This window comes from Bartonella sp. HY761, from assembly GCF_026743145.1.
Classification (GTDB): Bacteria; Pseudomonadota; Alphaproteobacteria; order Rhizobiales; family Rhizobiaceae; genus HY038.
This window is the reverse complement of record NZ_CP104887.1, coordinates 1216874-1242879: the sequence shown is the minus strand read 5'-3', so window position 1 is coordinate 1242879 and position 26006 is coordinate 1216874. Positions and strand designations below refer to the sequence as shown.

General features: G+C 40.1%; 17 protein-coding genes. 8 read left to right on the top strand and 9 right to left on the bottom strand.

Features of this window, described 5'->3' with window-relative positions:
• Positions 1-2: 2 nt before the first annotated feature.
• The 4 genes from N6A79_RS05245 to N6A79_RS05230 all read right to left on the bottom strand — a co-directional run bounded on the left by N6A79_RS05245 (position 3) and on the right by N6A79_RS05230 (position 6670).
• Complete coding sequence (locus N6A79_RS05245; protein WP_268547265.1) at positions 3-1400, bottom strand: pyruvate dehydrogenase complex E1 component subunit beta; 1398 nt, start codon at positions 1398-1400, stop codon at positions 3-5.
• 14 nt (positions 1401-1414) lie between these two features.
• Positions 1415-2455, bottom strand: a complete 1041-nt coding sequence (pdhA, locus tag N6A79_RS05240; protein ID WP_182419225.1) for a pyruvate dehydrogenase (acetyl-transferring) E1 component subunit alpha — start codon at positions 2453-2455, stop codon at positions 1415-1417.
• Positions 2456-2584: 129 nt separating this feature from the next.
• Positions 2585-2914: an FtsB family cell division protein gene (locus tag N6A79_RS05235; protein ID WP_182419224.1), complete on the bottom strand. Its 330-nt coding sequence runs from the start codon at positions 2912-2914 to the stop codon at positions 2585-2587.
• 357 nt (positions 2915-3271) lie between these two features.
• Positions 3272-6670, bottom strand: coding sequence for a type I secretion C-terminal target domain-containing protein (locus N6A79_RS05230; RefSeq protein WP_268547264.1), 3399 nt, complete (start codon positions 6668-6670; stop codon positions 3272-3274).
• A 1325-nt stretch (positions 6671-7995) separates the two neighbouring features.
• Between N6A79_RS05230 and N6A79_RS05225 the strand changes: the two genes are divergently transcribed.
• From N6A79_RS05225 to N6A79_RS05215, 3 genes are all read left to right on the top strand, one after another.
• Positions 7996-9453, top strand: a complete 1458-nt coding sequence (locus tag N6A79_RS05225) for a TolC family protein (protein ID WP_268547263.1) — start codon at positions 7996-7998, stop codon at positions 9451-9453.
• Positions 9454-9469: 16 nt separating this feature from the next.
• Positions 9470-11731 (top strand): type I secretion system permease/ATPase, encoded by a 2262-nt coding sequence (locus tag N6A79_RS05220; RefSeq protein WP_182419222.1) that lies wholly within the window; start codon positions 9470-9472, stop codon positions 11729-11731.
• A gap of 66 nt (positions 11732-11797) precedes the next feature.
• The gene (locus N6A79_RS05215) at positions 11798-12931 is read left to right on the top strand and encodes an HlyD family efflux transporter periplasmic adaptor subunit (protein ID WP_246708149.1); all 1134 of its coding nucleotides are present in this window, start codon (positions 11798-11800) and stop codon (positions 12929-12931) included.
• A gap of 523 nt (positions 12932-13454) precedes the next feature.
• Here N6A79_RS05215 and N6A79_RS05210 read toward each other — a convergent pair.
• Complete coding sequence (locus N6A79_RS05210; RefSeq protein ID WP_268547262.1) at positions 13455-14639, bottom strand: MFS transporter; 1185 nt, start codon at positions 14637-14639, stop codon at positions 13455-13457.
• A gap of 223 nt (positions 14640-14862) precedes the next feature.
• Between N6A79_RS05210 and N6A79_RS05205 the strand changes: the two genes are divergently transcribed.
• Entirely contained in the window at positions 14863-15435 is a 573-nt protein-coding gene (locus tag N6A79_RS05205; protein WP_268547261.1) for a TetR/AcrR family transcriptional regulator, read from the top strand.
• 413 nt (positions 15436-15848) lie between these two features.
• Positions 15849-18107 carry a ComEC/Rec2 family competence protein gene (locus N6A79_RS05200; RefSeq protein WP_268547260.1) on the top strand — a complete coding sequence of 753 codons (2259 nt, stop codon included), beginning with the start codon at positions 15849-15851 and terminating at the stop codon, positions 18105-18107.
• Positions 18108-18142: 35 nt separating this feature from the next.
• On the opposite strand, the gene folK is transcribed toward N6A79_RS05200, so the two are convergent.
• Positions 18143-18670 (bottom strand): 2-amino-4-hydroxy-6-hydroxymethyldihydropteridine diphosphokinase, encoded by a 528-nt coding sequence (gene folK / locus N6A79_RS05195; RefSeq protein ID WP_268547259.1) that lies wholly within the window; start codon positions 18668-18670, stop codon positions 18143-18145.
• Positions 18670-19503, bottom strand: a complete 834-nt coding sequence (gene folP / locus N6A79_RS05190) for a dihydropteroate synthase (protein WP_268547258.1) — start codon at positions 19501-19503, stop codon at positions 18670-18672. The genes folK and folP overlap by 1 nt, the downstream gene beginning before the upstream one ends.
• Before the next feature lie 113 nt (positions 19504-19616).
• Here folP and N6A79_RS05185 point away from each other — a divergent pair, with 113 nt between their 5' ends.
• On the top strand, positions 19617-20231 hold the full coding sequence (locus N6A79_RS05185; protein ID WP_262080207.1) for a DUF922 domain-containing Zn-dependent protease: 615 nt from the start codon (positions 19617-19619) through the stop codon (positions 20229-20231).
• 78 nt (positions 20232-20309) lie between these two features.
• Here N6A79_RS05185 and N6A79_RS05180 read toward each other — a convergent pair whose 3' ends face one another.
• Both N6A79_RS05180 and N6A79_RS05175 read right to left on the bottom strand, forming a co-directional pair.
• Entirely contained in the window at positions 20310-21983 is a 1674-nt protein-coding gene (locus tag N6A79_RS05180) for a ribonuclease J (protein WP_268547257.1), read from the bottom strand.
• A 246-nt stretch (positions 21984-22229) separates the two neighbouring features.
• Positions 22230-22904 carry an alpha/beta hydrolase gene (locus tag N6A79_RS05175; RefSeq protein ID WP_182419214.1) on the bottom strand — a complete coding sequence of 225 codons (675 nt, stop codon included), beginning with the start codon at positions 22902-22904 and terminating at the stop codon, positions 22230-22232.
• Positions 22905-23154: 250 nt separating this feature from the next.
• Between N6A79_RS05175 and N6A79_RS05170 the strand changes: the two genes are divergently transcribed.
• Together N6A79_RS05170 and sufB are read left to right on the top strand one after the other, a co-directional pair.
• Positions 23155-24318, top strand: coding sequence for a cysteine desulfurase family protein (locus N6A79_RS05170; protein WP_268547256.1), 1164 nt, complete (start codon positions 23155-23157; stop codon positions 24316-24318).
• A 168-nt stretch (positions 24319-24486) separates the two neighbouring features.
• A complete protein-coding gene (gene sufB, locus N6A79_RS05165; RefSeq protein WP_268547255.1) occupies positions 24487-25998 on the top strand; it encodes a Fe-S cluster assembly protein SufB in 1512 nt (503 codons plus the stop codon).
• Positions 25999-26006 lie beyond the last annotated feature (8 nt).

Here is a 26006-nt window from a genome sequence, read left to right as displayed (position 1 = left end):
CATCAATTGCTATATGTGACAGCTTTTACAGCTTCAATCACGTCTTCCATGGTTGGTAAGGCAAGCTTTTCAAGATTGGCCGCATAAGGCATTGGCACATCTTTACCGGCAACCGTCATGATTGGCGCATCAAGATAGTCAAAGGCTTGTTGCATCACCCGTGTTGCAATTTCCGTACCAACAGATGATTGCGGGAAACCTTCCTCAACAGTTACCAAACGTCCAGTTTTGATGACCGACTGGATAATGGTTGGTAAATCCATTGGGCGGATAGTACGCAAATCAATTAATTCTGCATCAATGCCTTGTTTGGCCAATTCATCAACCGCAAGGATTGAGTGTTTCATACCAGCACCGAAAGATACGATCGTTACATCATTACCTTTTTTATGAATGCGAGCCTTACCGATTGGCAAGACAAAATCTTCCATATCGGGAACTTCAAATTGCTGGCCATAAACCAATTCATTTTCAAGGAAAATAACTGGATTTTCGTCACGAATTGCAGCCTTTAAAAGCCCTTTAGCATCGGCCGCAGTATAAGGCATAACCACTTTCAAACCAGGGATTTGACTATACCAAGCAGCATAATCTTGTGAATGCTGCGCACCAACACGGGCCGCCGCTCCATTTGGACCACGAAACACCATCGGAGCTGACATTTGTCCACCAGACATATAACGGGTTTTTGCCGCTGAATTAATGATCTGGTCAATCGCCTGCATCGCAAAATTAAACGTCATAAATTCGACAATTGGCCGCAAGCCGGCAAAGGCTGCACCAACGCCAAGACCGGCAAAACCTTGTTCGGTAATTGGGGTGTCAACAACACGCTTTGCACCAAATTCTTCGAGCAAGCCTTGGCTAACCTTATAAGCGCCTTGATATTCGGCAACTTCCTCACCGATAAGGAAAACCCTATCATCGCGGCGCATTTCTTCAGCCATAGCATCGCGTAAAGCATCGCGCACGGTGGTCATAACCATTTGCGTACCAGCAGGAATTTCAGGATCGTTTTCAACTTCAACAGCAATTGGACTTGCAGCAACCTTTGCCGGTTGCACTGCAGCGTCACTTTGAGCAGCAACTTGATCTGCTGCTGAAGCCTTATTTTTATCTGCAGGATTAACAGCTTTTCCTAAATCAGCCTCAGTTTCACCATCTTCAAGCAAAATAGCTATTGGCGTATTAACTTTAACACCTTCACTGCCTTCAGGTACAAGAATCTTGCCAATAATACCTTCATCCGCAGATTCTACTTCCATTGTGGCTTTATCGGTTTCAATTTCAGCAATAGTATCGCCGGACTCAACCTTATCGCCTTCTTTTTTCAACCATTTAGAAATTTTGCCCTCTTCCATTGTTGGTGACAATGCAGGCATAAGAATATCAATAGACATGTTAGCAAACCTCCTTAAACCAGAATATCCGTCCAGAGTTCAGAAACATCTGGCTCAGGATCATTCTCAGCAAATTCAGCTGCATCAGCTACAATTGCTCTGACATCTTTATCAATTACTTTTAATTCTTCTTCACTTGCCCAACCATTATCCATAAGGCGTTTTTTCACCTGATCAATTGGATCATGCTCAGAGCGCATTTTTTGCACTTCTTCCTTACTGCGATATTTTGCAGGGTCAGACATAGAGTGGCCGCGATAACGATAGGTTTGCATATCGAGAATAATCGGCCCATTACCACCGCGCGCCCAAGCCATAGCTTCTTCAGCCGCAGCAGCTACTGCGCGTACATCCATACCATCAACAACGATACCAGGAATTTCAAAAGAAAGGCCGCGCTTTGAAAAATCCGTCTCCGCAGAAGCGCGTGAAACAGAAGTGCCCATAGCATAATGATTATTTTCGATTACATAAATAACCGGCAGCTTCCATAAAGAAGCCATGTTAAAACTCTCATATACCTGCCCCTGATTGGCCGCACCATCGCCAAAGAAAGTTAATGATACATTGTCATTACCTAGATAGCGATTAGCAAAGGCAAGACCTGTGCCGATCGGCACTTGTGCACCAACGATACCATGACCACCATAAAAATTCTTTTCTTTGGAGAACATATGCATTGAGCCGCCTTTCCCTTTGGAAAAGCCACCTTGACGCCCAGTTAACTCGGCCATCACACCGCGCGCGCTCATGCCAGCAGCTAACATGTGACCGTGATCACGGTAAGAGGTGATAATCTGGTCACCTTCTTTGGAAACCTTAAGCATGCCAACAACGACAGCTTCTTGCCCGATATAGAGATGGCAAAAACCGCCAATCAACCCCATACCATATAATTGGCCTGCCTTTTCTTCAAAGCGGCGAATCAACAGCATTTCGCGATAAGCGTTTAGCTCTTCTTCTTTGGTAAATTCTGCCGGACTTGGTGTCGGCATGGCATTAGACAAAGCGCTTTCTACAAGCTTGGTAGGCGCCTTTTTTGCTTTTGCGACCATTTTTAACTCCCTGTGATAGGTATTACTTAAAATACGCTGTCAGAAAGAAAGTTACAAGTCTTTTAAATCAGTTAACAATAGTGATAAGTATCTGTTTTTACGTGACTTTTAAAAATAACCTAATTTTGGTTAATTTGATTTATCACCTTGAGAGGTAATTATTGTCAATTCATTTGGGTTAGAAACACTAAGATTCCTTCGCGCCCACTCATCCAGCATATCCTTCTCAATTTCGCCATCGCGCAACAATGAAACTTTCAATTCCATGGTCTGGCGTTGGGTCTCAAGCTTATGAAGCTCTGAATTAAGTACCATGATATGCTCATCAACATTTTCGCGTGAATATAGACCATATTCGCCATGGTAAATATGATAACCAAAATAAGACAATACAGCCACGGTAATGATTGGCAAAATAAAGCGACTACGATTGGTTTTACGTTTTTGTTTTGTCCACATTTACTAATGCTGCCCTTAGCTTCGGAATCACAAAATGATTTTAATATGCTTACAATCTTGACAGACCGCAACAGGCCTTTCAGCTTAGCTCGCTTACATTTAAATCATTAAATTACGCATATTTAGGTTAAAGAAGATTACTAGACGACCTCAAATATAGCAAAATATGCTTAACGTCTGATTACTAAAATAACTAATATGCATTCTATTTAAAAACCTTTCCCCATAGGCATTCAGTATACCAAAATCGAAACAGCCTTAACCAATTCTAAGAGATTAAGGCCACCCAAACAAAAAGCTTCCCGCACCAACAAGCGCAGGAAGCAATTCAAATTTTCAGTTAGAGCTCCAACTAAATTAAACAACAATCTGGTGATTATTCACCAAAGTATCCAAATCTGTAAGAACGTTATTCAATGTTAGTATCGCGGAACTAGAAAACTGCGAATTTGTACCGTCAATATCAACTGAAATTATAGTATTATTACCTTGATGTACCACAGAAATATAATCGGCAATATTACTGACGCCATCCTGATAACCAATCAACAATCCCGAAAGATCGATACGATCCGCATTGGCATTTGTATTAAAATCACCAATGGTAAAACCATTTGCAATATCATGACCATTACCACCGGTTGCGTCATTTACATCAATACGCTCATATATTAATGTATGATGGCCACCATTATGAAGATTAAAGGTATCATCACCGCCACGACCATTAAAGTAATTATCTTGACTATTACCTGTAAAGGTATCGTTACCATTACCACCAGCAACACCTTCGATATTCTTCAATAGCACTGTATTAAAGCCAGTATTTTGGTAAGTTGTCTTACTTAAATCAACATTAACTGCGGTATTACCAGCCAACTTAAAGTCTATAATATCGAGACCACCCGTATCGCTCCACTCTTTATGCCCATTCACTATGGACCAACCGCCAGCGCCGTCATATTTATCGGTACCTTTAGTCGCATAAAATGTGTCATTGTAACCCGTACCAACAATACCGGTACCCAAATTGGCATTTTTTGAGCTATCTCCACTCTCAGCGGTCAATACATGTGCTTCATATGCTTCGCCAGCAACAAAACCACCCCAAGCTTCATTAACAGTTGAATCTATATTCGAACTCACACCTTTCACATTACGCAATAATTTAAGTGAATAGGTCTCATTTGGATCTAGTCCGTAAAAATTGACAATACCTGACGTATCGCTAGTTTGGTTACCAGACTGAGGATTTATAATTTGAGAAGCAACAAGGTTTCCTTTGGAATCGTATAGTTGAACGGTATTTCCTAAAAATGAATTAATACCCTCTTGATCAAGAATTCGGAAATGCAATGCTGTTCCCTTAGCAATTGTTGTTTGATTGCGGACGATTTCTGTATTTCCTTGTTGTGTGAAAATCAACAAATCTTGAGCACCATCCCAATTAATATCAGCAACAACAGCGCCTGTTACAGGATCATTTTTACCAGGACTTTTATGCGCATTTACTGTACCGTTTACACCTATTGTATTAGTACCGCCTAACAGATTGGAAGTCGAAAAACTATTACCAGAGGACGTTGAGTTATTAGTGTAAAGATTGACTGTACCAGTGGTACCATTTGCAGATACACCGTTACCAGCGGAATAAGCTGGTAGTTCGATAATATCCATTTTTCCATCGCCATTCCAATCGACAGCAATTGATGGACCACCTTCCAAATTATCGCCTAGCCAATGAATATTATTAGCCGTCCCTATGGCATTTGGAGCAGTTGAACCAAGATTTCCGTTACCATCATTGTAAAGGATACGGCTTTCATACTCAGAATGGCCATCTTGAGCCTTGCCACGGCCAATAAACAAATCCATGAAACCATCGCCGTTAAAATCAGCCCAAGTCATGGAAATAGCATTACTTGTCGTGGAATTTGCCTTACCGGTATTTTGGAAAACCCCTTCAATAATCTGACTTGTCGAATAACCATCTTTACCATCACTTGACACAACAACGAGCCGTTGCTGATCATTACTCATGCGGCGAACATCAGGTCTTTCGTTACCAAGTTTACTATAACCGCTAACACCATGATAAACGAGGTCCACAATGCCATCATTATTAAGATCAACACCGGAAATTTCTGGCCCTGGCTGAGCATTATAAGCATTTGGCGAATAATCAAAATTAGACGGACCAAGTCGCGAATCAGTAAAATTCTTATCTTTAACCATAGATTGAACATTACCGTTAATATTACTGACAATCTGACTATCCCAAGTGCGATTAGATGTATAACCGCTTCCTGGGGCCGTCACAAAACCAGACCGCCCTGGAGCAATATTACCATAGGCAATATCTGCAAAACCATCCCCATTTTTGTCAAAACCAATAACGCCAGCATATTGAGCCATAACATTAGCTTTAGGATTGTAATCTGGCCCATTTCGATATTGGCTACCTATTTGATATGATAGATAGGTATTATTACCAATATTATAATACATCTGCTGACCGGTTTCGGCATTACCATCGTTGGAGACAAAATCCATGTAACCGTCACGATTTATATCCAACCATGTACCATTTTGCGTTCCAGCAGTAGGTTTATTAATTGGACCATATACATCTTTACCCTTTAAATGGGTCTGATCAAACGTACCAAACGTTTTTTCATCAGTCGCTTTTTGGTCGAGTACTGTTCCGTTAGTATAAATTTTCCACTGCCCATTTTCGCTGAGCGTCATCGCGGTTGCTTTTTCGTCATCATTCCCTTCAACAACAGGTGGAATCACCGGATCGAGAATGCGCAACTCATTTGCAGTATTGTCCTGTACAATTATTTCCCCTGTAGATTTATGCAATGCGGCAACAACTTCATAAGTTCCTGCTTTTAAAGCATCACTATCTGGAATTTGTAATGACCAAGTCATTTTTTCTTGATCAACGACAACCTGACCATTAGAAGAACTATAAGTTTTTCCGTTTACGCTTATTGTTACGTATTCATCTTGTAAAAGTTCAAAACCTATATGTCCAGTTAGCAGTGGAGTAAAATCTGCGGTAGTTAAAGAATCTATAGATATAGACAACTCAACATCAACAACAAACTTAGATGAATAATCGCCTACGTTTCCCCCATCATCCTCAAAGCGAGCCTCATAATTATACTTAGTATGATGCTCAAGAACATCATCTACCACATAAGACCAATTACCATTTGCATCGACATTCGCCGTACCAAGGCGTACACCATTTTGATAAATTACTAATTTATAAAAGCTTTTTTCAGGATTATTTAAATATTCACTATCGACCTTGCCATTAAGCGTAATGGTGCGATCATCTGTTTGGGTTCCTGAAGGAAACTCACCTTGACCATCCGGCAGAAGCCCAACATTATCAGTAAAAGTTTCGATAATTGGCACAGTTGTAATTGGGGGCAGAACGTGAACCCTAAAAAACAAATTAGCACTATCGACGGGGTCTTGCCCAATAACGCTTATGGTAAAAGGTAAATAACCTGCATCAAAAGCAGGCCCACTGGTTAGATCAACCATCCAATAACCGGTAACAGAGTCATATTGCCCAAAATACACATCGTTTGGATTATTTGTTGATATTAAACGCACCTGAGAACCTGGCGCATAATCAACAATGTCAAACCACAAAACTTTCTTTTCTTTATTTGAATCAAACCCAAAATGGATCTGATGATCAGAACCACTAGTCCCAACAAATGATATAGAAGCCATATTTCCCCGCCTTCAACAAACTAGTAAGCCAGATGGTAACAAAATGTAACCAAAACCAGCAGCCAAACAAATTTTGATAACTTATCTTAGAAAAATCGTCATATCCTTATCTCTACCCCAAACACCCCGTAGAACAAAAATAAGAATTCAAATTTCTCATGATCGATATAAACAAAAATCAAAATATCCATACTATAAAAATACATATAATATCAATATATTTTTATTAAAATGAAAAAAACAAATATAAATAAATTAAAACTAATTTATAAAAAAATAAAATTCGAAAATATTACTATAATAATTGATTAAATTTCAAATAAAATAAAAAATCAACCTAACTAAAAAAATATATTACGTTTCAGGAATATATTTTACTAATTCTTTCAAAGTAACCGGCAACTAGCACCCTATTTCGAAGTTGTAATTATAACACGTACAAAAAAACAGGTAAAATTCCACTTTGTACCTTGCCTTGTTACAGCACTAAACTTTAATCCCTTCAACTCACAAAAGAGATGCCTACAAAGCTTGCAATGTTCTAAAGACAATTAACCATTATCAGGAGCAACATCTTCCAAAACAAGATCGAAGATTGCTGCACTGCCAACGTTTTTCATTTCACTTTGTTATACAATAAAATGGAATCCGACGACGTCTAACCAAATTAGAACCCCTGCAAACAAAACGGTTAGAGATCAATATAAGTCGCGGAATTAAAGAAGTAACAGCTAAGGTGTCTAGCGCTAGGGGCGTGACACATCACGCCAAAGAGAAAAGTCCAACAAACCACCAATACATACAAAAAGATAAACAAACATTGGCAACATCCCCATTTAGCTTACCAAACCATAAATTACCGCATGCCTATGTTTTTTTGGATGCGAGAATTTTTTAATATAAATGGAACCATTCAACCATTCATCCATTATAAAGTTAGCTGATCAAGCAACACTGCCGGCAAGATATTTCACAACATAGAAAAATCCTCGAACATTTTCGATTAATAAAGCTATTGGCCAGTAAATTGCTAAGACTGTAATAAAAACCAAAAAACTATTTTTGTTTCTCTTGTTCTATGAGCAATTATACTATAAGTAGGTTTTTAAAATAGCGGGCTGGGTTAATGCATCATGATTGTAATTGCTAATTTCATGAGTGGATTTTTTATCAATTTATTCTAAAATTGCACAATCTTATTGGATTGCAATAATAAATAGCCTCAAATATTGAATATGGTGGATAAGATATTTGCCTTACTCTAAATTGTTTGGCAATTATTAAAGAAATTTTATTTGAATAAAACATTTATTTTAAAAGGAATAATGATGACATCGCAGAGTGCAAAACGGGGTGAAAAAGCTGCAGTGAAATCTTTATCCAATTCGTCTGGCAAAGTATTTATCGGCGTGCTATCAATGGCATGCGTTCTAACTTTATCAGGTTGCCAAGGATTAAAGTTAAAACGAAATCAGAATGTGCAAGCATTAGCAAATCCGCCCCAATCTACTCTTTCATTAGCAAGGGCGAATGATGTTAGCAATGCGAGTAACAATCCGCTCCATACAATCAATACTGATAACCTCAATATTACTGATGCCGTGGGTATTGCAATCGCGCGCCACCCAGATATTGGCCGCGCATCAGCTGTTGTTGTCCAGAGCAATGCACAAATTTCCATTGAAAAGTCGGCTTGGTATCCAACATTTCAATATGGTGTAGATCCAGGCTATAACCGGTATTATGCCGCAAGTAATAGTGACCGAACTGGATCAAGCGTGCGCGGTTCAGTAGGTGTAACCCAATTAGTCTATGATTTTGGTCGCACTTCAAGTCGAATTGGTGTAGCCAAAGCGACTTACGAAAAAGACAGCTACCTTTTATCTAAAGCTGTTGAAGATGTTGCAACCAATATGTCTGTGGTTTTTGTTGAATTATCCGCCTCTCAAGAATTAATTGCTGCTGCGGAACGCGAATATGGAGCGATGCGGCGCACACGTGAAAAAATTGCCGAACGTGTTGAAAGCGGTCTTTCAGACGCAGTTGACCTTAATCAAGCAGACTTGGCGATTCAACGTGCTCGCTCGGATCTTTTATCTGCTCAAAACAGATTTGATATAGCTGCTGGACGTTTTGCTGAAATAACTGGTATCCGCCCTACAAAAGTGGCGAATATGGAAACAACCTCAAAATTCCTTGATTCTCTTGGCCGTGGACGCAATACAATTGAAAATACGCCCAATGTTTTGGCCGCGGATGCAGAAGTTAAAGCTTCGCTCGAACGTGTTAGGCTTGCAAAAGCACAACTTTACCCATCGGTAAGTGTAGCTGCAAGCCAACAAAAATCCACAGGACAGCGTAATATCACCAATGATAATTCATTTGTTGGCTTGCAATTGAGCGGTTCATTAAATTCAGGCTTTAGGGAAAAACACCAAATTGCTTCAGCACAGGCGGAGGTAAATGCAGCCAAGCAGGCAAGTGAAAATGAGCGGCTCGTTGCACGAACCACTGTCAGCTCTGCCAAAACAGAAGCTGATGGTGCTACCGCCAGAATGGATAATTCAAAACAACTGATGTCACTATCTTTGACATCACGCGATCTTTATTGGCAACAATATACATTAAATAAACGTCCTTTAACGGATGTGGTAAATGCCGAACGCGAAACTTTTATTGCTGAAAGTGAATATGTTACAGCAATGGCCGACTATATGACCGCACGTATTAAAGCTTACACTGCGGTTGGTGAACTAGTGGAGCGTTTAAGAGGCGGACGATAATTGGCGGGGTGTCATAATGACCGATAAAATTGAAAATATTAGCAGTATACAACCTGCCTTTGATGCAACAAAATGGACTGATGTTTTACTTCTAGCTGCGCGTCAGCTCAGTATAAAATCTTCACCTGAATTGGTGCGCAATGCAGCAGCTTGGACAAAAGGCGGGGATCCCAAACAATCTACAATAGATATTGCTTTGGCGTGCGGCCTTAATGCAACCTATTTAAGCATAGACGAAAGCAATCTTTCTAATACTATGTTGCCATGCGTCATTGAAATTGGCAAAGAACTAGGTTTGCTAACTGCCTTTGACGAAAAGCAGGCTTTGATCCATTTTGTAGTAAATGGAAAGTCTTTTGAACGTCGCGTGGCGCTTGATCAGCTTTTTAAGGCTGGAAAACGCCAAATCTTATTGCTTGACCGTCATGAAGCTGTACGCGATGACCGTCTTGACAAATATCTTGAAGAAAAGCCGCAATCGTGGTTGAGGGGTATCTTTACCAGCAATTGGCCTCTTATGGTGCAATTAGGGCTTGGCTCTCTTTTTGGTAACCTTCTTGCTATCGGTACTTCACTTTTTGCGATGCAAGTTTGGGATCGCGTTGTTCCATCTCAATCACTCTCAACGCTATGGGTTCTTTTTACCGGCGTTGCAATTGCAATGGTTATGGAATTCTTGATGCGTATGTCACGGGTCTCAGTTACGGACTATTTTGGAAAACTTGCTGACTTAAAATTGTCTGGTATGTTTTTCTCGCGCACATTAAATATTCGCAATGATGCACGACCACGTTCACCTGGCACCTTGGTTTCGCAGCTACGTGACCTTGACCAAATTCGCGAATTGCTTACCTCTAGTACGCTTGGTGTATTAATTGATTTACCTTTTGTTACAGTGTTCTTGGCAATTATATGGGCGCTTGGTGGTCCATTAGTTTGGATTCCAATTCTTGCTATTCCGTTGATTATTTTACCTGGTATCATTGCCCAAATTCCACTCGCCAAATTAGCAAATGCTGGCCTTGACGAAGCGGCGCTGCGTAACGCAGTTTTAATGGAATCTATCTACCGCGCAGAAGACATTAAATTACTACAAGCAGAGCCACGCTTCCGTAACGTCTGGGATAACGTCAACAAGACAAGCGGTGACATCAGCTTGAAACAGCGCAAATGGGCTGCTCTATTAATGCATTTTTCACAAATGATACAACAGCTTGCCTATGTCGGCGTAATTGTTGCGGGTGTATATGGTATTTTGAATAATGTCATGTCATTTGGTGCTGTGCTTGCCTGCTCAATCCTGACTAGTCGTACAATTGCTCCATTAGCGCAAATTCCAGGTATTTTGGGTCGTTTGCAAAATGCCCGCGTTGGTAAAAAAGCACTTGATGGTTTGCTTACTTTACCGGTCGATCATGACAGCAAAAATGATTATTACCACAAGCCTGTCATCTTAGGTAACTTCGACTTTACAAATGTTGCCTATGCCTATGGGCCTATGGAAAAACCCGCCTTAGTTATACCTCGCTTGACTATCACAGCCGGTGAGCGGATTGCTGTGTTGGGGCGTGTTGGCGCTGGGAAATCTACACTATTGCGTATGATTGCTGGACTTTCTGCACCTGTTCAAGGTCAAATTACGCTTGATGGCACACCAATGAAAATTATTGATATTGCAGATATCCGCCGCGACGTTGGTGCAATGCTACAAGAATCAAGCCTTTTTTACGGGACATTGCGTGATAACCTTCTCATTGGTAGCCCATTAGCTAGCGATGAAGATATTTTAAAAGCAATGCGACTAGCATGCGCCGACAAATTACTACTAAATCAGCCCCATGGTTTAGATTTAAAACTTCGCGAAAGTGGTATCGGACTTTCAGGTGGACAAAAACAAGCGCTTATGCTGAGCCGTCTTTATTTACGTTCACCTAACGTCGTAATCCTTGACGAACCCACTGCATCACTTGATGAAGGGACGGAAGTTGAAGTTTTACGCAATCTCCAACAATGGCTAACCAATCGCACGCTAATCGTTGCTACCCATAGATATCCAGTGTTATCACTCGTTGACCGGATATTAATTGTAGATAATGGTCGCATCATTAGGGATGGACCTAAGGATGAAATATTAAAAGCAATGAGCGCTGGCCAGCAAGCTGTGCAGCCAACACCAACTACCGAAGCCACAAAAACGCCCAACCCATATGCTAAATCGGGTTCTGGTGTGCTGTCAATCAAGCCAGCCAAGGCATCAGAAAACCCATTTAGAAAATAAGGCGGGGAAAACATGTTTAGTGATGGAATGTTCAAAATATACGGTGTAACGAATAAGGCCCGTATAATGCTTTGGATAATGATGACTGCCCTTGCTGCTTTTTTAGTGTGGGCTTGTCTTTTTGAGCTTCAAGAGGTTGCAGTAGGCGAAGGTCGAGTTATTCCTTCAATGAAAGGACAGATCGTTCAGAACCTTGAAGGCGGAATTATTGAAAATCTTACAGTAAAAGAAGGCGATACGGTTAAAAAAGGTGATGTATTAGCCACTCTTGACATGAAATTGTCTCAAGCTAAATTTGATGAAACCTCATCAAAAATTATCACGCTGCAAGCTAGAGCTGCGCGTATTGAAGCGGAAATTAACGATGCGGATAAGATTGATTTTCCAGCAGATGTGTTAAAATTTAAAGAGGTAACGCAACGTGAAACAAACCTATTCACGGTTAATAGGCGTGCGTTTAAAGAAAACATTTCAAATATCCAAAACCAGTTAAATCTTGCTGAGGAACAAATTAAAATAGCTCAGCCTCTCATGCAAAGTGGCGCGGCAAGCAAGACCGAATTGCTACGTCTCCAACAAATCGTTGCTGAGCTCACTACCAGTCTTGGCGCTAGTCAAAATCAATATCTTGTAGCGTTACGAGATGATTATACCAAAACCATGAGCGAATTGGAGCCGCTAATCAAAAGCCTCGGAGGCTTAAAAGACCAACTTAGCCGCAGAGTTATTACATCCCCAACAGAAGGCATTGTTAAAAATGTCAATGTTTCTACTATTGGTGGTGTTATAGCACCTGGCGGAATCTTGATGGAAATTGTACCGCAGGACGATCAATTGGTAATTGAAGCCAAGATCACCCCTCGTGACATTGCTTTTATCCATGATGGACAAAGTGCTAATGTAAAAATTTCTGCTTATGACTCTGGCGTATATGGATCTATGAAAGGCAAAGTTATTTATATTTCACCAGATACTATTGAAGATGAAGCAGATAAACGCGTGCGCTATTATCGTGTCCACGTACAGACAGATCAAAGCTATATTGATGTAAAAGATAAAAACCATCCTGAAAAGGATCATAAATATTCAATTTTTCCAGGTATGGTAGCCACAACAGAAATTAGTACAGGACAAAAGACCATAATTGCTTATTTGTTAAAGCCTCTCAACAGAGCTGGCGAAGCTTTACGCGAACGCTAATTTTATCAATAGTAAATTATTGGAACTACAAAATGCCGCATGTTTATTGCGGCATTTTTTATTAGCTCCCCTCCGCCCTTAGAAGAAGCATAAATATAATTTCAAAACGGGTTCAAGAGACACCTTAAAACTCGCTCATCTCTCACGCAATTATTATTATTTGGTATTATTAACCTCATGAATACTGTTTTCTTAGCCGCTCGATTAACTGACAAATGCATATGATGTAAAATCATTCGGTCTGCTAATAAAAATAACGGCATAGATCATATGGTTAAGAAAAGAAAAATAAGCAAATTTTGTAATAGCTGCAAAATAAATTACTCTTTTATGTGGTCATTTCAACTGTAATCATAGATTGATAACGCTTTCAGCGTAGCCGTATTCATTATCTTATTAATGGGGACAAAAAGCATGATTGAAATTTGCAAATAAATCAGGGGTTTTTGTCCACAAATAAACTGCAAACATGACTAAGCCAAGAGCGATAAGTGCTGCATTAAACTTGAAAAGCTTAAGAGATTTATTCATGAATAATAGCCTTTTCATTAACAAAGAAATGCACTGCTACACCAACTAGACTTAGAAAAATTGCAAAAATCCATATATTTGTATAATTTCCAGTCAGGTCATGGTTGACACCACCTAACCAACCTCCGAAAAATGATCCTACTTGATGGGTAAAAAAGACAAGACCAACAAGGGTGGTTAAATAACGCACTCCAAAGATGTTGGCAACAATATTATTAGTTAGCGGCACGGTCGAGAGCCAAAGGATGCCCATCACCGCGCCAAATAAATATACCGAATAAGTGGTTAAGGGCATAGTTAGAAAAATAATTATAGCCACTCCACGCAGACCGTATAGTGCCATTAACAAATGCGGCTTTGAATATTTATCACCAAGCCAGCCAGCTAAATAAGTTCCAACGATATTAAATAGACCAACAAGCGCCAAAAATATTGTGCCCGTCGTATTATCAAAACCATTATCAATTAAATAGCCTGGCATATGAATACCGATGAAAACAACTTGGAAACCGCAAACAAAAAAACCTAAAGATAAAAACAAAAATGGCTTATATTTGATAGCGATACCAATTACTTCTTTTAATGAGGCTTGCTGTTTATTTTTCGCTAAAGAAGCAGCGCCTTTAGACGACTGAGGATTTTTTAATAAAAATGCCAATGGTATAATTAATGCACTTAATACAGCACTGATAAGCAAGGATGTCGACCATCCATAGTTTTGTATTAAAAGCAATGTCGAAGGCAGCATAATAAATTGTCCCAAAGACCCCGCAGCACTAGCCATGCCCATCGCTAAGCCGCGTTTTTGCACGGGTGCCGCACGCCCAACGGCAGAAAGCAATACAGAAAAAGACGTTGCCGATAGCGCCACCCCTAAAATAACACCAAGGCTTAAGTTCAACATTATCCCAGATGAGCTGATGGCCATTAACATTAAGCCCAAACTATAGAGAACACCGCCAATAAGGACGGTTCTTTTGGCGCCATATTTGTCAGAAAACGCCCCGGTAAAAGGTTGCACTATTCCCCAAAGAAGATTTTGCATCGCAATAGCTAAGCTGAAAACATTATGGCCCCAACCAAATTCATGGCTCATAGGCACAAGATATAGGCCAAATCCATGACGAATTCCCAAAGACAAAGCTAAAATAATGGCGCTGCCGATGATGATGTACATAAAATTTGGCTAAAACTTTTCTGTCGACATATTAGACCTTATTCTTCTCAAATCCATTTAACAGGGGAAAGTCAGCTGTGATTAATCTTGGTTTTTAAAATTGTATAGGCTGTTTAAATAGATTATAAATGAAATCTATTTTAATGCAATTTCTATTTTTAGATGCATTTTACGGGTAAATTATCGTTTTTATTTATTTTTTGATTTAATATTTGGAGCCTTTATGCCAAGAGTTTCAAAGGACAAAATGATCCAAAATCGCGCAAGAATAGAAAAAACAACCGCGAAGCTCATCAAAGAAAAGGGGCTAAAAGTTAGTATCGCGGATCTTATGAATGCATCTGGTTTAACCCATGGTGGTTTCTATAAGCATTACAGCTCAAAAGATGAATTATTGACCAAGATTTGTTCGCTCGTGTTTAACGCTTCAAACGAAAAATGGCAAAAAAGAGTAAAAGACGCACCTTCGCAAGCAGCGGCGCGGCAAGCGATAATAGAAGGCTACTTGTCACAAGAAAACAAAAACAATGTTGCTGAAGGTTGTCCTATATCATGTCTCGCCATGGATATTTCGCGTAATGACACCAGCGAAATGATTAAAAATTCTTTTAAGCAGGGAATAGAACAACTTTTAGCTATTCTTACCACGTTAGAAGACAGTGATACAGCTAAAGACGACGCAATCTATGATTTGTCGGTAATGGTAGGGGCGCTACTTTTAGCAAGGGCAACCAACGGCGAATTATCCGATCGTTTTTTATCAACGGTCAAGTCAAAATTAATTACAAATAAATAAAATTCAAGAATGGTTTATAAGACTAAAAATGTAAAAAATTCAATTTGAATTCAAATTTGGTTCACTGAAAAACGTTCTTCAATATGCTTACCATCTATGGCACTCTAAAGAAATCAGGCACAATTTCATTGGTTAAAGCTTCAAAGGTTAATGCCTAATAAGCATTAATAAAGCATAAGCCCCTATCCTAATTTACGTTTTTTGCACCATCAGCTTACAAAAATCTCAAAAATCTCTAAATTATTATACTATCAAAAATATTATAATAAATATAGATTCTAATATAAATTAAAATATATTTTTATTAAGGCAAATATTACTGTGCAATATAAATATAAAAGAGTAATATCTCATTTCAATTAGACAATAAGGAATAATTTAATTTTACTATAACAAGGGAGGATCTTCAGCATTTGGCTAAAAATGTTAAGACACCCTCCAACCAAAGTCATCCACGGATAATAGATACTCCGGACGATATTGCTTACCTTCCGCCAAAAAATAAAAACTGGCTGTTTGATCGCCTCATTAAGCTTTACAGCAGACTTTGCAATTTATATAATTTTGAAGGTGCTCTTGGCAGTATATTTTTATTTCTACCGGTTATTGCTGGCAGTGGTTCCATTTGGTATTTCAATCTAGACTATGAACCATCATTAATTTATCTCCTTATATTATTGCTGTTAAGTCTTCTAATCTTTGCGCTTTTTCGTCATAGCCGATCGTTGCGTTTATTTGCACTTACCTTCGTCATTTTTAATGCTGGCGCCATTGCAGGCAAGGTGGAAACTATTCGAAAAAATACACCTATCATTGCTAATACCTCAACAACCACGATTACAGGTCGAGTATTATCACTTGATAAAGGCGTTAAAGGCGACTACCGTTTAGATCTTCAAGTTTTAGCAAGTGAAAACCCCACGCTTCCCTTTGCCCCTGATAAGATACGTTTAACTGCACGAAGCTTACCCGCTAATATACTCATAGGCGATGGACTTTATGGGCTTGTTCGCTTGCGCCCTCCTAGCGGCCCGTCACGCATCGGCAGTTATAACTTTTCGTTCCATAACTATTATTCAGGTATTAGCGCCCAAGGTTTTTTTATGGGCGAACCACAAATAATTTCCGTTTCAGCGCCAACCAATATAACCCAGCGGCTTTTTTTAGCGATTGCCACCCTACGTAGCAACATGACCGAACGTATTACTAACGCAATTGGTGGCGAGGCTGGTGCGGTGGCCGCTGCATTGATCACCGGACAAAGGGGAGGCATTAGTGATGATACCAATGAAGCGCTGCGGGTTTCTGGGCTCTCCCATATTCTTTCTATTTCCGGCCTACATATGGCAATGGTAACTGGTATGATTTTGGTAGTGGCTCGCCTTATTCTATCCTGCTTTCCATCTTTTGCTATGCGTTATCCAGCTAAAAAGCTAGCAGCCATCATTGCGCTATTTGCTGCAACATTTTACCTTATTTTATCTGGGGCAGATGTTGCCGCCCAGCGCTCTTATGTGATGGTTGCCGTTATGATGATTGCAATCGTATTTGATCGCTCCGCCCTTACCATGCGAAATATTGCCATTGCTGCACTGATTACAATTATTATTTCTCCCCATGAAATTCTTGGACCTAGCTTCCAGATGTCCTTTGCTGCAACAGCGGCACTAATTGCGGTTTTTGGCTGGTGGAGCAATCGAGAGAAAAAACAAAATGGAAAAATAGTTAAAAAGAAATTTCTATATAAATTTGTTTTGGTGCCAATTGTTTCAACCGCAGTAGCCTCTTTAGTCGCAGGCTTTGCTAGTGGAATTTTTGCAGCCTATCATTTCAACAATACTGCGCCACTTGGAATTTTGGGCAATGGGCTTGCCTTTCCTATCATGTCTATATTGGTGATGCCTTTTGCACTTATGGCAGCAGTTTTAATGCCACTTCATCTTGAATGGCTACCATTACAAATTATGGGAGCTGGCGTCGATATCGTAAAAAAAATTGCATTTTGGGTTTCCTCTATTTCACCAGACTTTAATACCAACATAATTAATGAACATGATTTAATATTTTTAACTTTGGGTCTAATTATACTTTTTTTCTTACAAACGCGATTAAGGCTACTTGGACTTATTCCCCTTTGTGTTGGTATGTTGCTCACTTTTAGCTCACCAATTCCAAGCATATTGATTTCTGAAGATGGCCGTCTGGTTGCGTCTTTTACTAAAGATCATAAATTTGCAGTCAATCAAGAAAGGCCGCCAAGTTACCTTGTGAATAACTGGCTTAGCAGTTTGAAGTTAAAACCTGGAGATATCATACCAGTAAACAGCCAAGCCCCCTTTGGTTTTACCTGCACAGAATTTATTTGCCAACTAAGTTTAGAAAGCAACAAACAGCTAACAATCATCGATAATCCAAATTTTTTAAAGGAAAACTGCAACAAAGCAGATATTATATTTTTGAACTATGTCAGCACGAGCTATCCAAAACTCAGCAATGAAAGTTGTAAAGCAAATGCATTACTGATTACAAAGCGCGATATTGCACTTAATGGTACGGCTGAAATTTATAATGAAAATGGAGAGTTTATTATTAAATGGGCGTCGGGATCTCCTCAACGCCCATGGAATGATTATCGTAAAGCTTCTAGAGTAGCTCTAGGCATTAATGATTAAAAAACTAAATTCTTGCAATATTCAGACATTTGAAGTTAAAAATTGATCCATTCTTTGCCATTGCTAACTTTTTCAATATCTTCATTTGCACATTTTTTTATAAGATCACACACTTTGTGCACGCCTATCTTTAAATCAGGGGCAATTTCAACAAGCGGTAACAATACAAAACATCGCTCACTAATACGTGGATGAGGAAGCGTTAAACTATCTGATTTAAAATATTCAACCCCTTCAAAACTCAATATATCGAGATCAATCGTTCTTGGTCCCCACCGCTCAAGACGCTCTCTTTTAAGGCTTAACTCAACTTTCAAACATTGGTCCAAAAAACTCTGCGGATCAAGACGAGTATGAATTAAAGCGCAACTATTATAAAACCATGGCTGGTCAACATTTCCCCATGGCGGTGTTTTATATAGAGATGATATATCTAATAGCTTATTATCTGGTGTTTCAATCAGCTTTCGCAATGCCACTGCCATATTATTCGGCACATCGCCAATATTACCACCGAGGCCAAGCCAAACCTTTTTATAGGGATTTTCTGCTTCAACATTCATTATGCGCCAGCCCTTACAAAAGCATCCGCAATTAAAAGCGCATCCTTATTCACTTCAATATTATGAACACGGAAAACATCAAAACCTAGATTGCGCATTAATACTGACGTGGCTGCTGTTGCAACATCGCGTTGATCGGCAATATCTATTTGGGCAACGCTGCCTATAAAACGTTTGCGTGATGTACCAGCCAATAAAGGATAGCCTAAGACATGTAATTCATTTGCCCGTTTCATCAGAGTCATGTTTTCATCAACAGTTTTTGCAAAACCAAAGCCTGGGTCAAGCACGATTGCCTCATCACCAATACCAGCATTTTTTGCAAGCTTAAGTGATTCTGTTAAAAAATGGATTTGATCTTTGATAACATCCTTGTCGCGCACCCGTTCGCGCCCGGTGTGCATTATAACAACCCCTGCCCCGGTTTTTGCAACAATATCAGCCATATCGGCATCCTTTTGTAGCCCCCAAACATCATTGATAATATGTGCCCCTAATGCAACACATTCAAACGCAGTTTGCGCATGATAGGTATCAATCGAAATAACGCAGTTTGTTTCCTTTACCAAAGCCTTTACAACGGGTATAAGCCTATCTAACTCAGTTTCCACATCTATCGGTTCTGCACCTGGTTTTGTAGTCTCAGCACCAATATCAATGATATCTGCACCTGCTTCAATCATTGCTTTGGCTTTTTGAACAGCAATATCTGGTTGATTAAAGCGGCCACCATCAGAAAAAGAATCTGGGGTTACGTTTAAAATTCCCATTAATATGGACTTAGGTCCTAAAATAATTTCTCGATTATGTGCACATTTCCAAATTTTATTCATAGAATTTACTTTTTTTAAGAGATTCTGTTTTATCAATAATAATTACACTTCTATATAATAGTTTTACACTTGTCCTCAACTACTCATATCCCGCATTTCAGGAGTATCGGTTAATGCGCATGCTTCCCACAATAATTTTAGCAGCCTTCTCTGTTGTCTGCTTGGCGCAATCCGCATCTGCATCAAAAATTTATCGTAAAGATAGTTTTTATACAATTTCCGGAAATACTGCGGCTGAACTTGATCGCTCAATGTCAGGGAGAGGTCCATTTTTAAAAACGACAGGTAGTCGTCATCCCGGTGCCACGCGCTTAAAATTTGTGCCTAATATTAAACTTGTAAAGGATGGACGCTATTGTAAAGTTGCAAGAGCTGACATTGATATTCAGGCTAACGTATTGCTTCCACGCTGGAAACAGCGCAACTCAACACGATCAGCTGAACTTGCCATTATTTGGGATGTTTTATACCGCGATATTCGTCGCCATGAAGAAAGCCACATTATTATCGCTCGCGCCCATGCCAGCGAAATGGAGCATGCTATTCGCTCTCTTTATTATCGTAAAGACTGTAAAGAATTACAAGCAGACATCAATAAGGTTGTCAATCGCATCATGCGCAAACAAGACCGTGCGCAAGCTTATTTTGAGCGCGTTGAAACCCTTAACTTTGAAAAACGTTTTTCACGGCTGCTTAACTATCGCTTGCAACAGCTAGAAGGCAAATAAGCCTAAAAAATTGCAAAAATTAAAAAGCCCTTTTCATCAACGAAAAGGGCTTTTTATTTGTACATAGTGTTAGATATTTTATTTACGATGCAAAAATACCGTTACCACAGGCTTTTTACCCCAAATTTCATTGACGGCTGAACGCACTGCTCTGCGCGCAGACTCACGAACAACTTCGCTATCGCGGCGACGTTGTTTTGGAATAGAGCCAATTGCATCTTCAACCCGATCCATTAATAGATCTTCCATCAACTCACCACGACCGTCAGTTTCTGGTACACCATAAGCCACAAGATCAGGCGCACTTGCTAAATCAAAATTTTTATCCATTAGCAAAGATACAGCAACATGACCGACATAGCTTAATTTGCGGCGCTCGCGAATACCAAGCTCATCCTCGTCACCAAGGAGATATCCATCTTTATAAATACGCCCCACAGGCACTTCATCAATAATACGCACTTCACCGGGAGCCAATAAAAGCATATCGCCATTGCGAATTGACGCAACTTTCTTAATGCCCTCTTGTGCACCCAAAGCTGCATGGGCTGTCAAATGCGCTGCCTCGCCGTGAACTGGAACAAGAACTTCTGGACGCACCCATTTGTACATTTGCCGCAATTCATCACGGCGTGGGTGCCCAGATACATGAACAAGGCCATTACGTTCAGTTACCACTTCAACGCCGCGATCAATTAATAGATTTTGCGTTTCTATAATGGCTTTTTCGTTACCCGGAATAGAGCGTGATGAATAAATCACCATATCGCCAGCGCCAAGTTCAATATCGCGCATTTCATCACGCGCAATCTTAGCTAATGCTGCCCGTTGTTCGCCTTGGGATCCTGTAAGGATTATAACGATCTTATCACGCGGGATATAAGGATAATCCTCTTCCGATAAAAATGGATCAAGTCCTTCCATCATTCCAAGTTCTTGCGCAACTAAAACACTGCGCTTCATTGAGCGTCCAAGTAAAAGCACCTTACGCTCTGCGTGCTGAGCCGCAACCGCAATAGATTTAATACGACCCACATTTGATGCAAATGTTGTAATCGCAACTCTTCCCTTAGCATTGCCAATGATAGTTGCCAAGCTTTCGCTAACTGCTGTTTCGGTTGGCGAAGTACCCTCAACCATAGCATTGGTTGAATCACAAATAAGCGCAAGAACACCTTCATCACCAACTTGGCGAAACCTAGCTTCATCGGTAGTATTGCCTAGCGTTGGTTCTGGATCAATCTTCCAGTCGCCTGTATGGACTACATTACCAAGTGGGGTACGCAACACTAAAGAGACAGGTTCAGGAATGGAGTGGTTAACTGCAACAGCCTCAACCTCAAAAGGACCAACTTGAAAACGCTCGCCAGCTTTGAATAGGGTCAGCGGTACTTCATAGGATTGGTAATCTGATTGCCGTTTGGTTTCCAACATGCCGGCGGTAAATGCAGTGCAATAAACTGGTATTTTTAACCTTGGCCATAAATCAAGCACAGCACCATAATGATCTTCATGAGCATGGGTGATAATTAACCCACGTATATTATGGCGCTCACTTTCTAAAAATCTGATGTCCGGCAAAATTAAATCTGCCCCAGGCAGGTCTGGCCCTGCGAAACTTACCCCCATATCCACCAACAACCACTCGCGGTCATCTTCAGCGCCATAACCATATAGCGCAAGGTTCATACCAATCTCGCCTACACCACCAAGTGGTAAAAAGACAAGCTCAGTGCCATCTTGAACGGCCATTTATTGCTCCCTTTTGTCAGCATTATTAAAATCCATCATTTAAAATGCTGCATATTTAGTTTTACTCATTAATTCAATATCGACATCATCTGCGAACAGCTCATAGCTATGCAGAAAGGTAAACTACAAATTTAACTTCGCCTATGCCTCGTTTCTTCACGCTGAAAAAAGCATAGATGCAACCAGAAAAATTTTAGCTTTAAATGCAACCATCCCATAAACCTATAAGATGGTTGGCTACAAAACTTAGCGCAAACGCTTCATTCTTGGCTCTGAAAGTTCACCAGCAAGACGGCGATCAAGATATTCAGAACAATCATCAATTAATTCTTCAACACGACCGGTAAAGAAATGGTTTGCACCTTCCAAGGTCTTTTGTGTGATTGTAATACCCTTTTGAGTTTTTAATTTATCTACCAAAGACTGCACATCTTTTGGCGGTGCAACCTTATCCGCATCACCATGAATGATAAGCCCTGATGATGGGCATGGCGCTAAAAAGGAAAAATCATAAGTATTAGGCTGCGGCGCAACTGAAATAAAACCTTCGATCTCAGGGCGGCGCATTAATAATTGCATACCGATCCAAGAGCCGAAAGAATAGCCCGCTACCCAGCAATTGCGTGAATCTGGATGCAGCGATTGAACCCAATCCAACGCAGCAGCAGCATCAGATAATTCACCTGCTCCATGGTCAAACTCACCTTGGCTACGACCAATACCGCGAAAGTTAAAGCGTAGTGTGGTAAAATCGCGCTCTTGAAACATATAAAACAGATCATAGATGATCTTATTATTCATTGTGCCACCAAATTGTGGATGAGGATGCAAGATAATCGCAATAGGGGCATTTTTTTCTGATGAAGGTTGATAGCGTCCTTCAAGACGCCCTGCAGGGCCGTTAAAAATAATTTCAGGCATCCATTACTCCAATAATTCGCCAAATCTTAAATTAGCATGGTGTTATTCAGCTCAATATTAACGCTTACTCACTCACACTTTAAATAACTTAAAGATTGTTGGAAAAATCCACTTTTCTTAAAAAAATCATGTTTGATAACTGGTAAACATATCGCTATTTGTTAAATAGGCGTTATGCTATGTATTTTTCAAGAAAATTACGCAGTAAAACCGATAAAAAGCATAAATTATATATAAATGGATTGAATTAATGGCCAAAAGCCGCATTTATCTCGATTTCAATGCCACAACTCCGCTAAGCGATTCTGCTAAAACTGCTTTAATGCAGTCTTTTGAGCATTTTGGTAATGCCTCCTCGGTTCACAACGAGGGAAGAACAGCTAAAGCGCTCATCCAAAGCGCACGACGGCATATAGCGGAAAGCCTTAATGCAAACATTGATAATATTGTATTTACATCGGGAGCAACTGAAAGTGCGGCACTTGCCCTCACTCCTCAGTATATGATGGGACGCAGCCCTGTTTTATTTTCTAAGCTTTATATTGGTGCAACTGAACATCCTTGTGTTTTAGCCGGTGGACGTTTTGATAAAGCAGATATAATTACTATTCCAGTTGATGAAAATGGTTTAATTCATTGTAATATTTTGGAAAATGAACTTGCAAACCACGATAAATCTGCTGGGTTACCACTTGTCAGCATTCAATATGCCAATCATGAAACTGGCGTCTTGCAACCAATTGGTCAAATTGCAGATATTGTAAAACAAGCTGGCGGTGTTTTTATTGCCGATATTGTGCAAGCCTATGGCAAAACGCCGCTTGACCTTGCGGAGCTTGGCGCAGATTTCGTCTTTGTAAGCGGTCATAAATTGGGCGCCCCCAAGGGTATTGGCGCGTTAATCGCAATGGGCAGCGTTTTAATGCCTAAAGCCTTACTCACTGGCGGCGGTCAAGAACATGGTCACCGCAGTGGCACACAAGCCGTTGGTATGATTAGTGCTTTTGGTGCAGCAGTAGAAGACATCAAACGACACGACAACGAAAATAATCGCCTAAAAATTCTACGCGATCACCTTGAACGGGGATTAATGGAAATTTCGCCCGATTGTATCATTCATGGGAAAGCAACGGAGCGATTACCGAATACAACATTTTTTTCCATTCCGCAGATGAAAGCTGAAACATTGCAAATTGCCTATGACCTTGCTGGAATTGCAGTTTCAGCAGGTTCTGCTTGCTCCTCAGGAAAAGTATCAAGTAGCCCTATCCTAAAAGCGATGAATTATCATAATGACAATGGTGCCATAAGAGTTTCCACAGGCTGGACCACAGAATTACATGATATTGACACTTTTTTAGCTGAAACACAAAAAATTGTCAGCAGAAGCAAAAAAATCACGCAAAAGCCTTGAATTTTTTTAGAATAGTTTTAAAAACAAATAAAGCTTGAGTGCTATTGTCATGTTTATTGAATTTTGATTCTAATCAATTATATAAATTCTATAAAGCAACTATAATATCATTTTTTGCTTTTTTCAATAACTGCTGGACTTTGACCCGGCCAGGATGGAGATAAGCCTATGCCTGCAGTGCAGGAAACAATAAGACAGGTTAGCGAAATTGACGTTGACCAATATAAATATGGTTTTGAAACCGAGATTGAAACAGATAAGGCCCCCAAAGGCTTGAACGAAGAAATCATTCGTTTCATTTCTGCGAAAAAAAGTGAACCTGAATGGATGCTTGAATGGCGTCTTCAGGCTTTTCAACGTTGGCTAAATATGAGCGAGCCTCATTGGGCACGCCTTGAATATCCCAAAGTTGATTTCCAAGACCTGTATTATTATGCAGCACCAAAGAACCAAGTTGGTCCCAAATCTTTAGATGAGGTTGACCCTGAATTATTGGCAACCTATGAAAAGCTTGGTATTCCGCTTAAAGAGCAGGAAATTCTTGCTGGCGTTCGAAAACAAGATGAGCGTTCCGAGCTTGAAGATAATATCTATGCAAGTGGGCGTGTTGCTGTTGATGCTGTATTCGATTCCGTATCAGTTGTAACAACATTTAAAAAAGAACTAGCTAGCGCTGGCGTTATCTTCTGTTCAATTTCAGAAGCCATTCGCGAATATTCTGAGCTTGTGCAAAAATATCTCGCATCCGTAGTTCCAGTTGCAGACAATTATTATACAGCACTTAATTCTGCTGTGTTTACTGATGGTTCCTTTGTCTATGTGCCAAAGGGTGTACGCTGCCCTATGGAATTATCAACCTATTTCCGCATTAATGAGCGCAATACCGGTCAGTTTGAGCGTACATTAATCATAGTTGAAGAAGGTGGTTACGTCTCCTATCTTGAAGGTTGTACCGCGCCACAACGCGATGAAAATCAGCTTCATGCAGCTGTGGTTGAGCTGATTGCCTTAAAAGATGCTGAAATTAAGTATTCAACCGTCCAAAATTGGTATCCAGGTGACAAGGAAGGAAAAGGCGGCATTTACAACTTTGTAACCAAGCGTGGTGACTGCCGTGGTGATAACTCCAAAATTTCTTGGACACAGGTAGAAACTGGCTCGGCCATTACTTGGAAATATCCATCCTGTATCCTACGTGGTGATAATTCGCGCGGCGAATTTTATTCAATCGCCGTATCTAATGGTTATCAGCAAATTGATTCCGGCACTAAAATGATCCACTTGGGAAAAAACACTTCAAGTCGCATCATTTCCAAGGGTATATCGGCTGGTTTTTCCAACAATACCTATCGCGGCCTAGTCACTGCCCAAAGAAATGCTGCCAACGCGCGTAACTTCACCCAATGTGATAGCTTGCTTATTGGCAATGATTGCGGTGCCCATACAGTGCCATATATAGAAGCAAAAAATGCAACGGCTCAATTTGAGCATGAGGCAACTACTTCCAAAATTTCCGACGACCAATTATTTTACGTAATGCAACGTGGTATTCCTGAAGAGGAAGCTATTGCTCTTATCGTCAATGGTTTTGTTAAGGAAGTTATTCAAAAGCTACCGATGGAATTTGCAGTAGAAGCACAAAAGCTCATCAATATTAGCCTTGAAGGCAGCGTTGGTTAAATATTTTT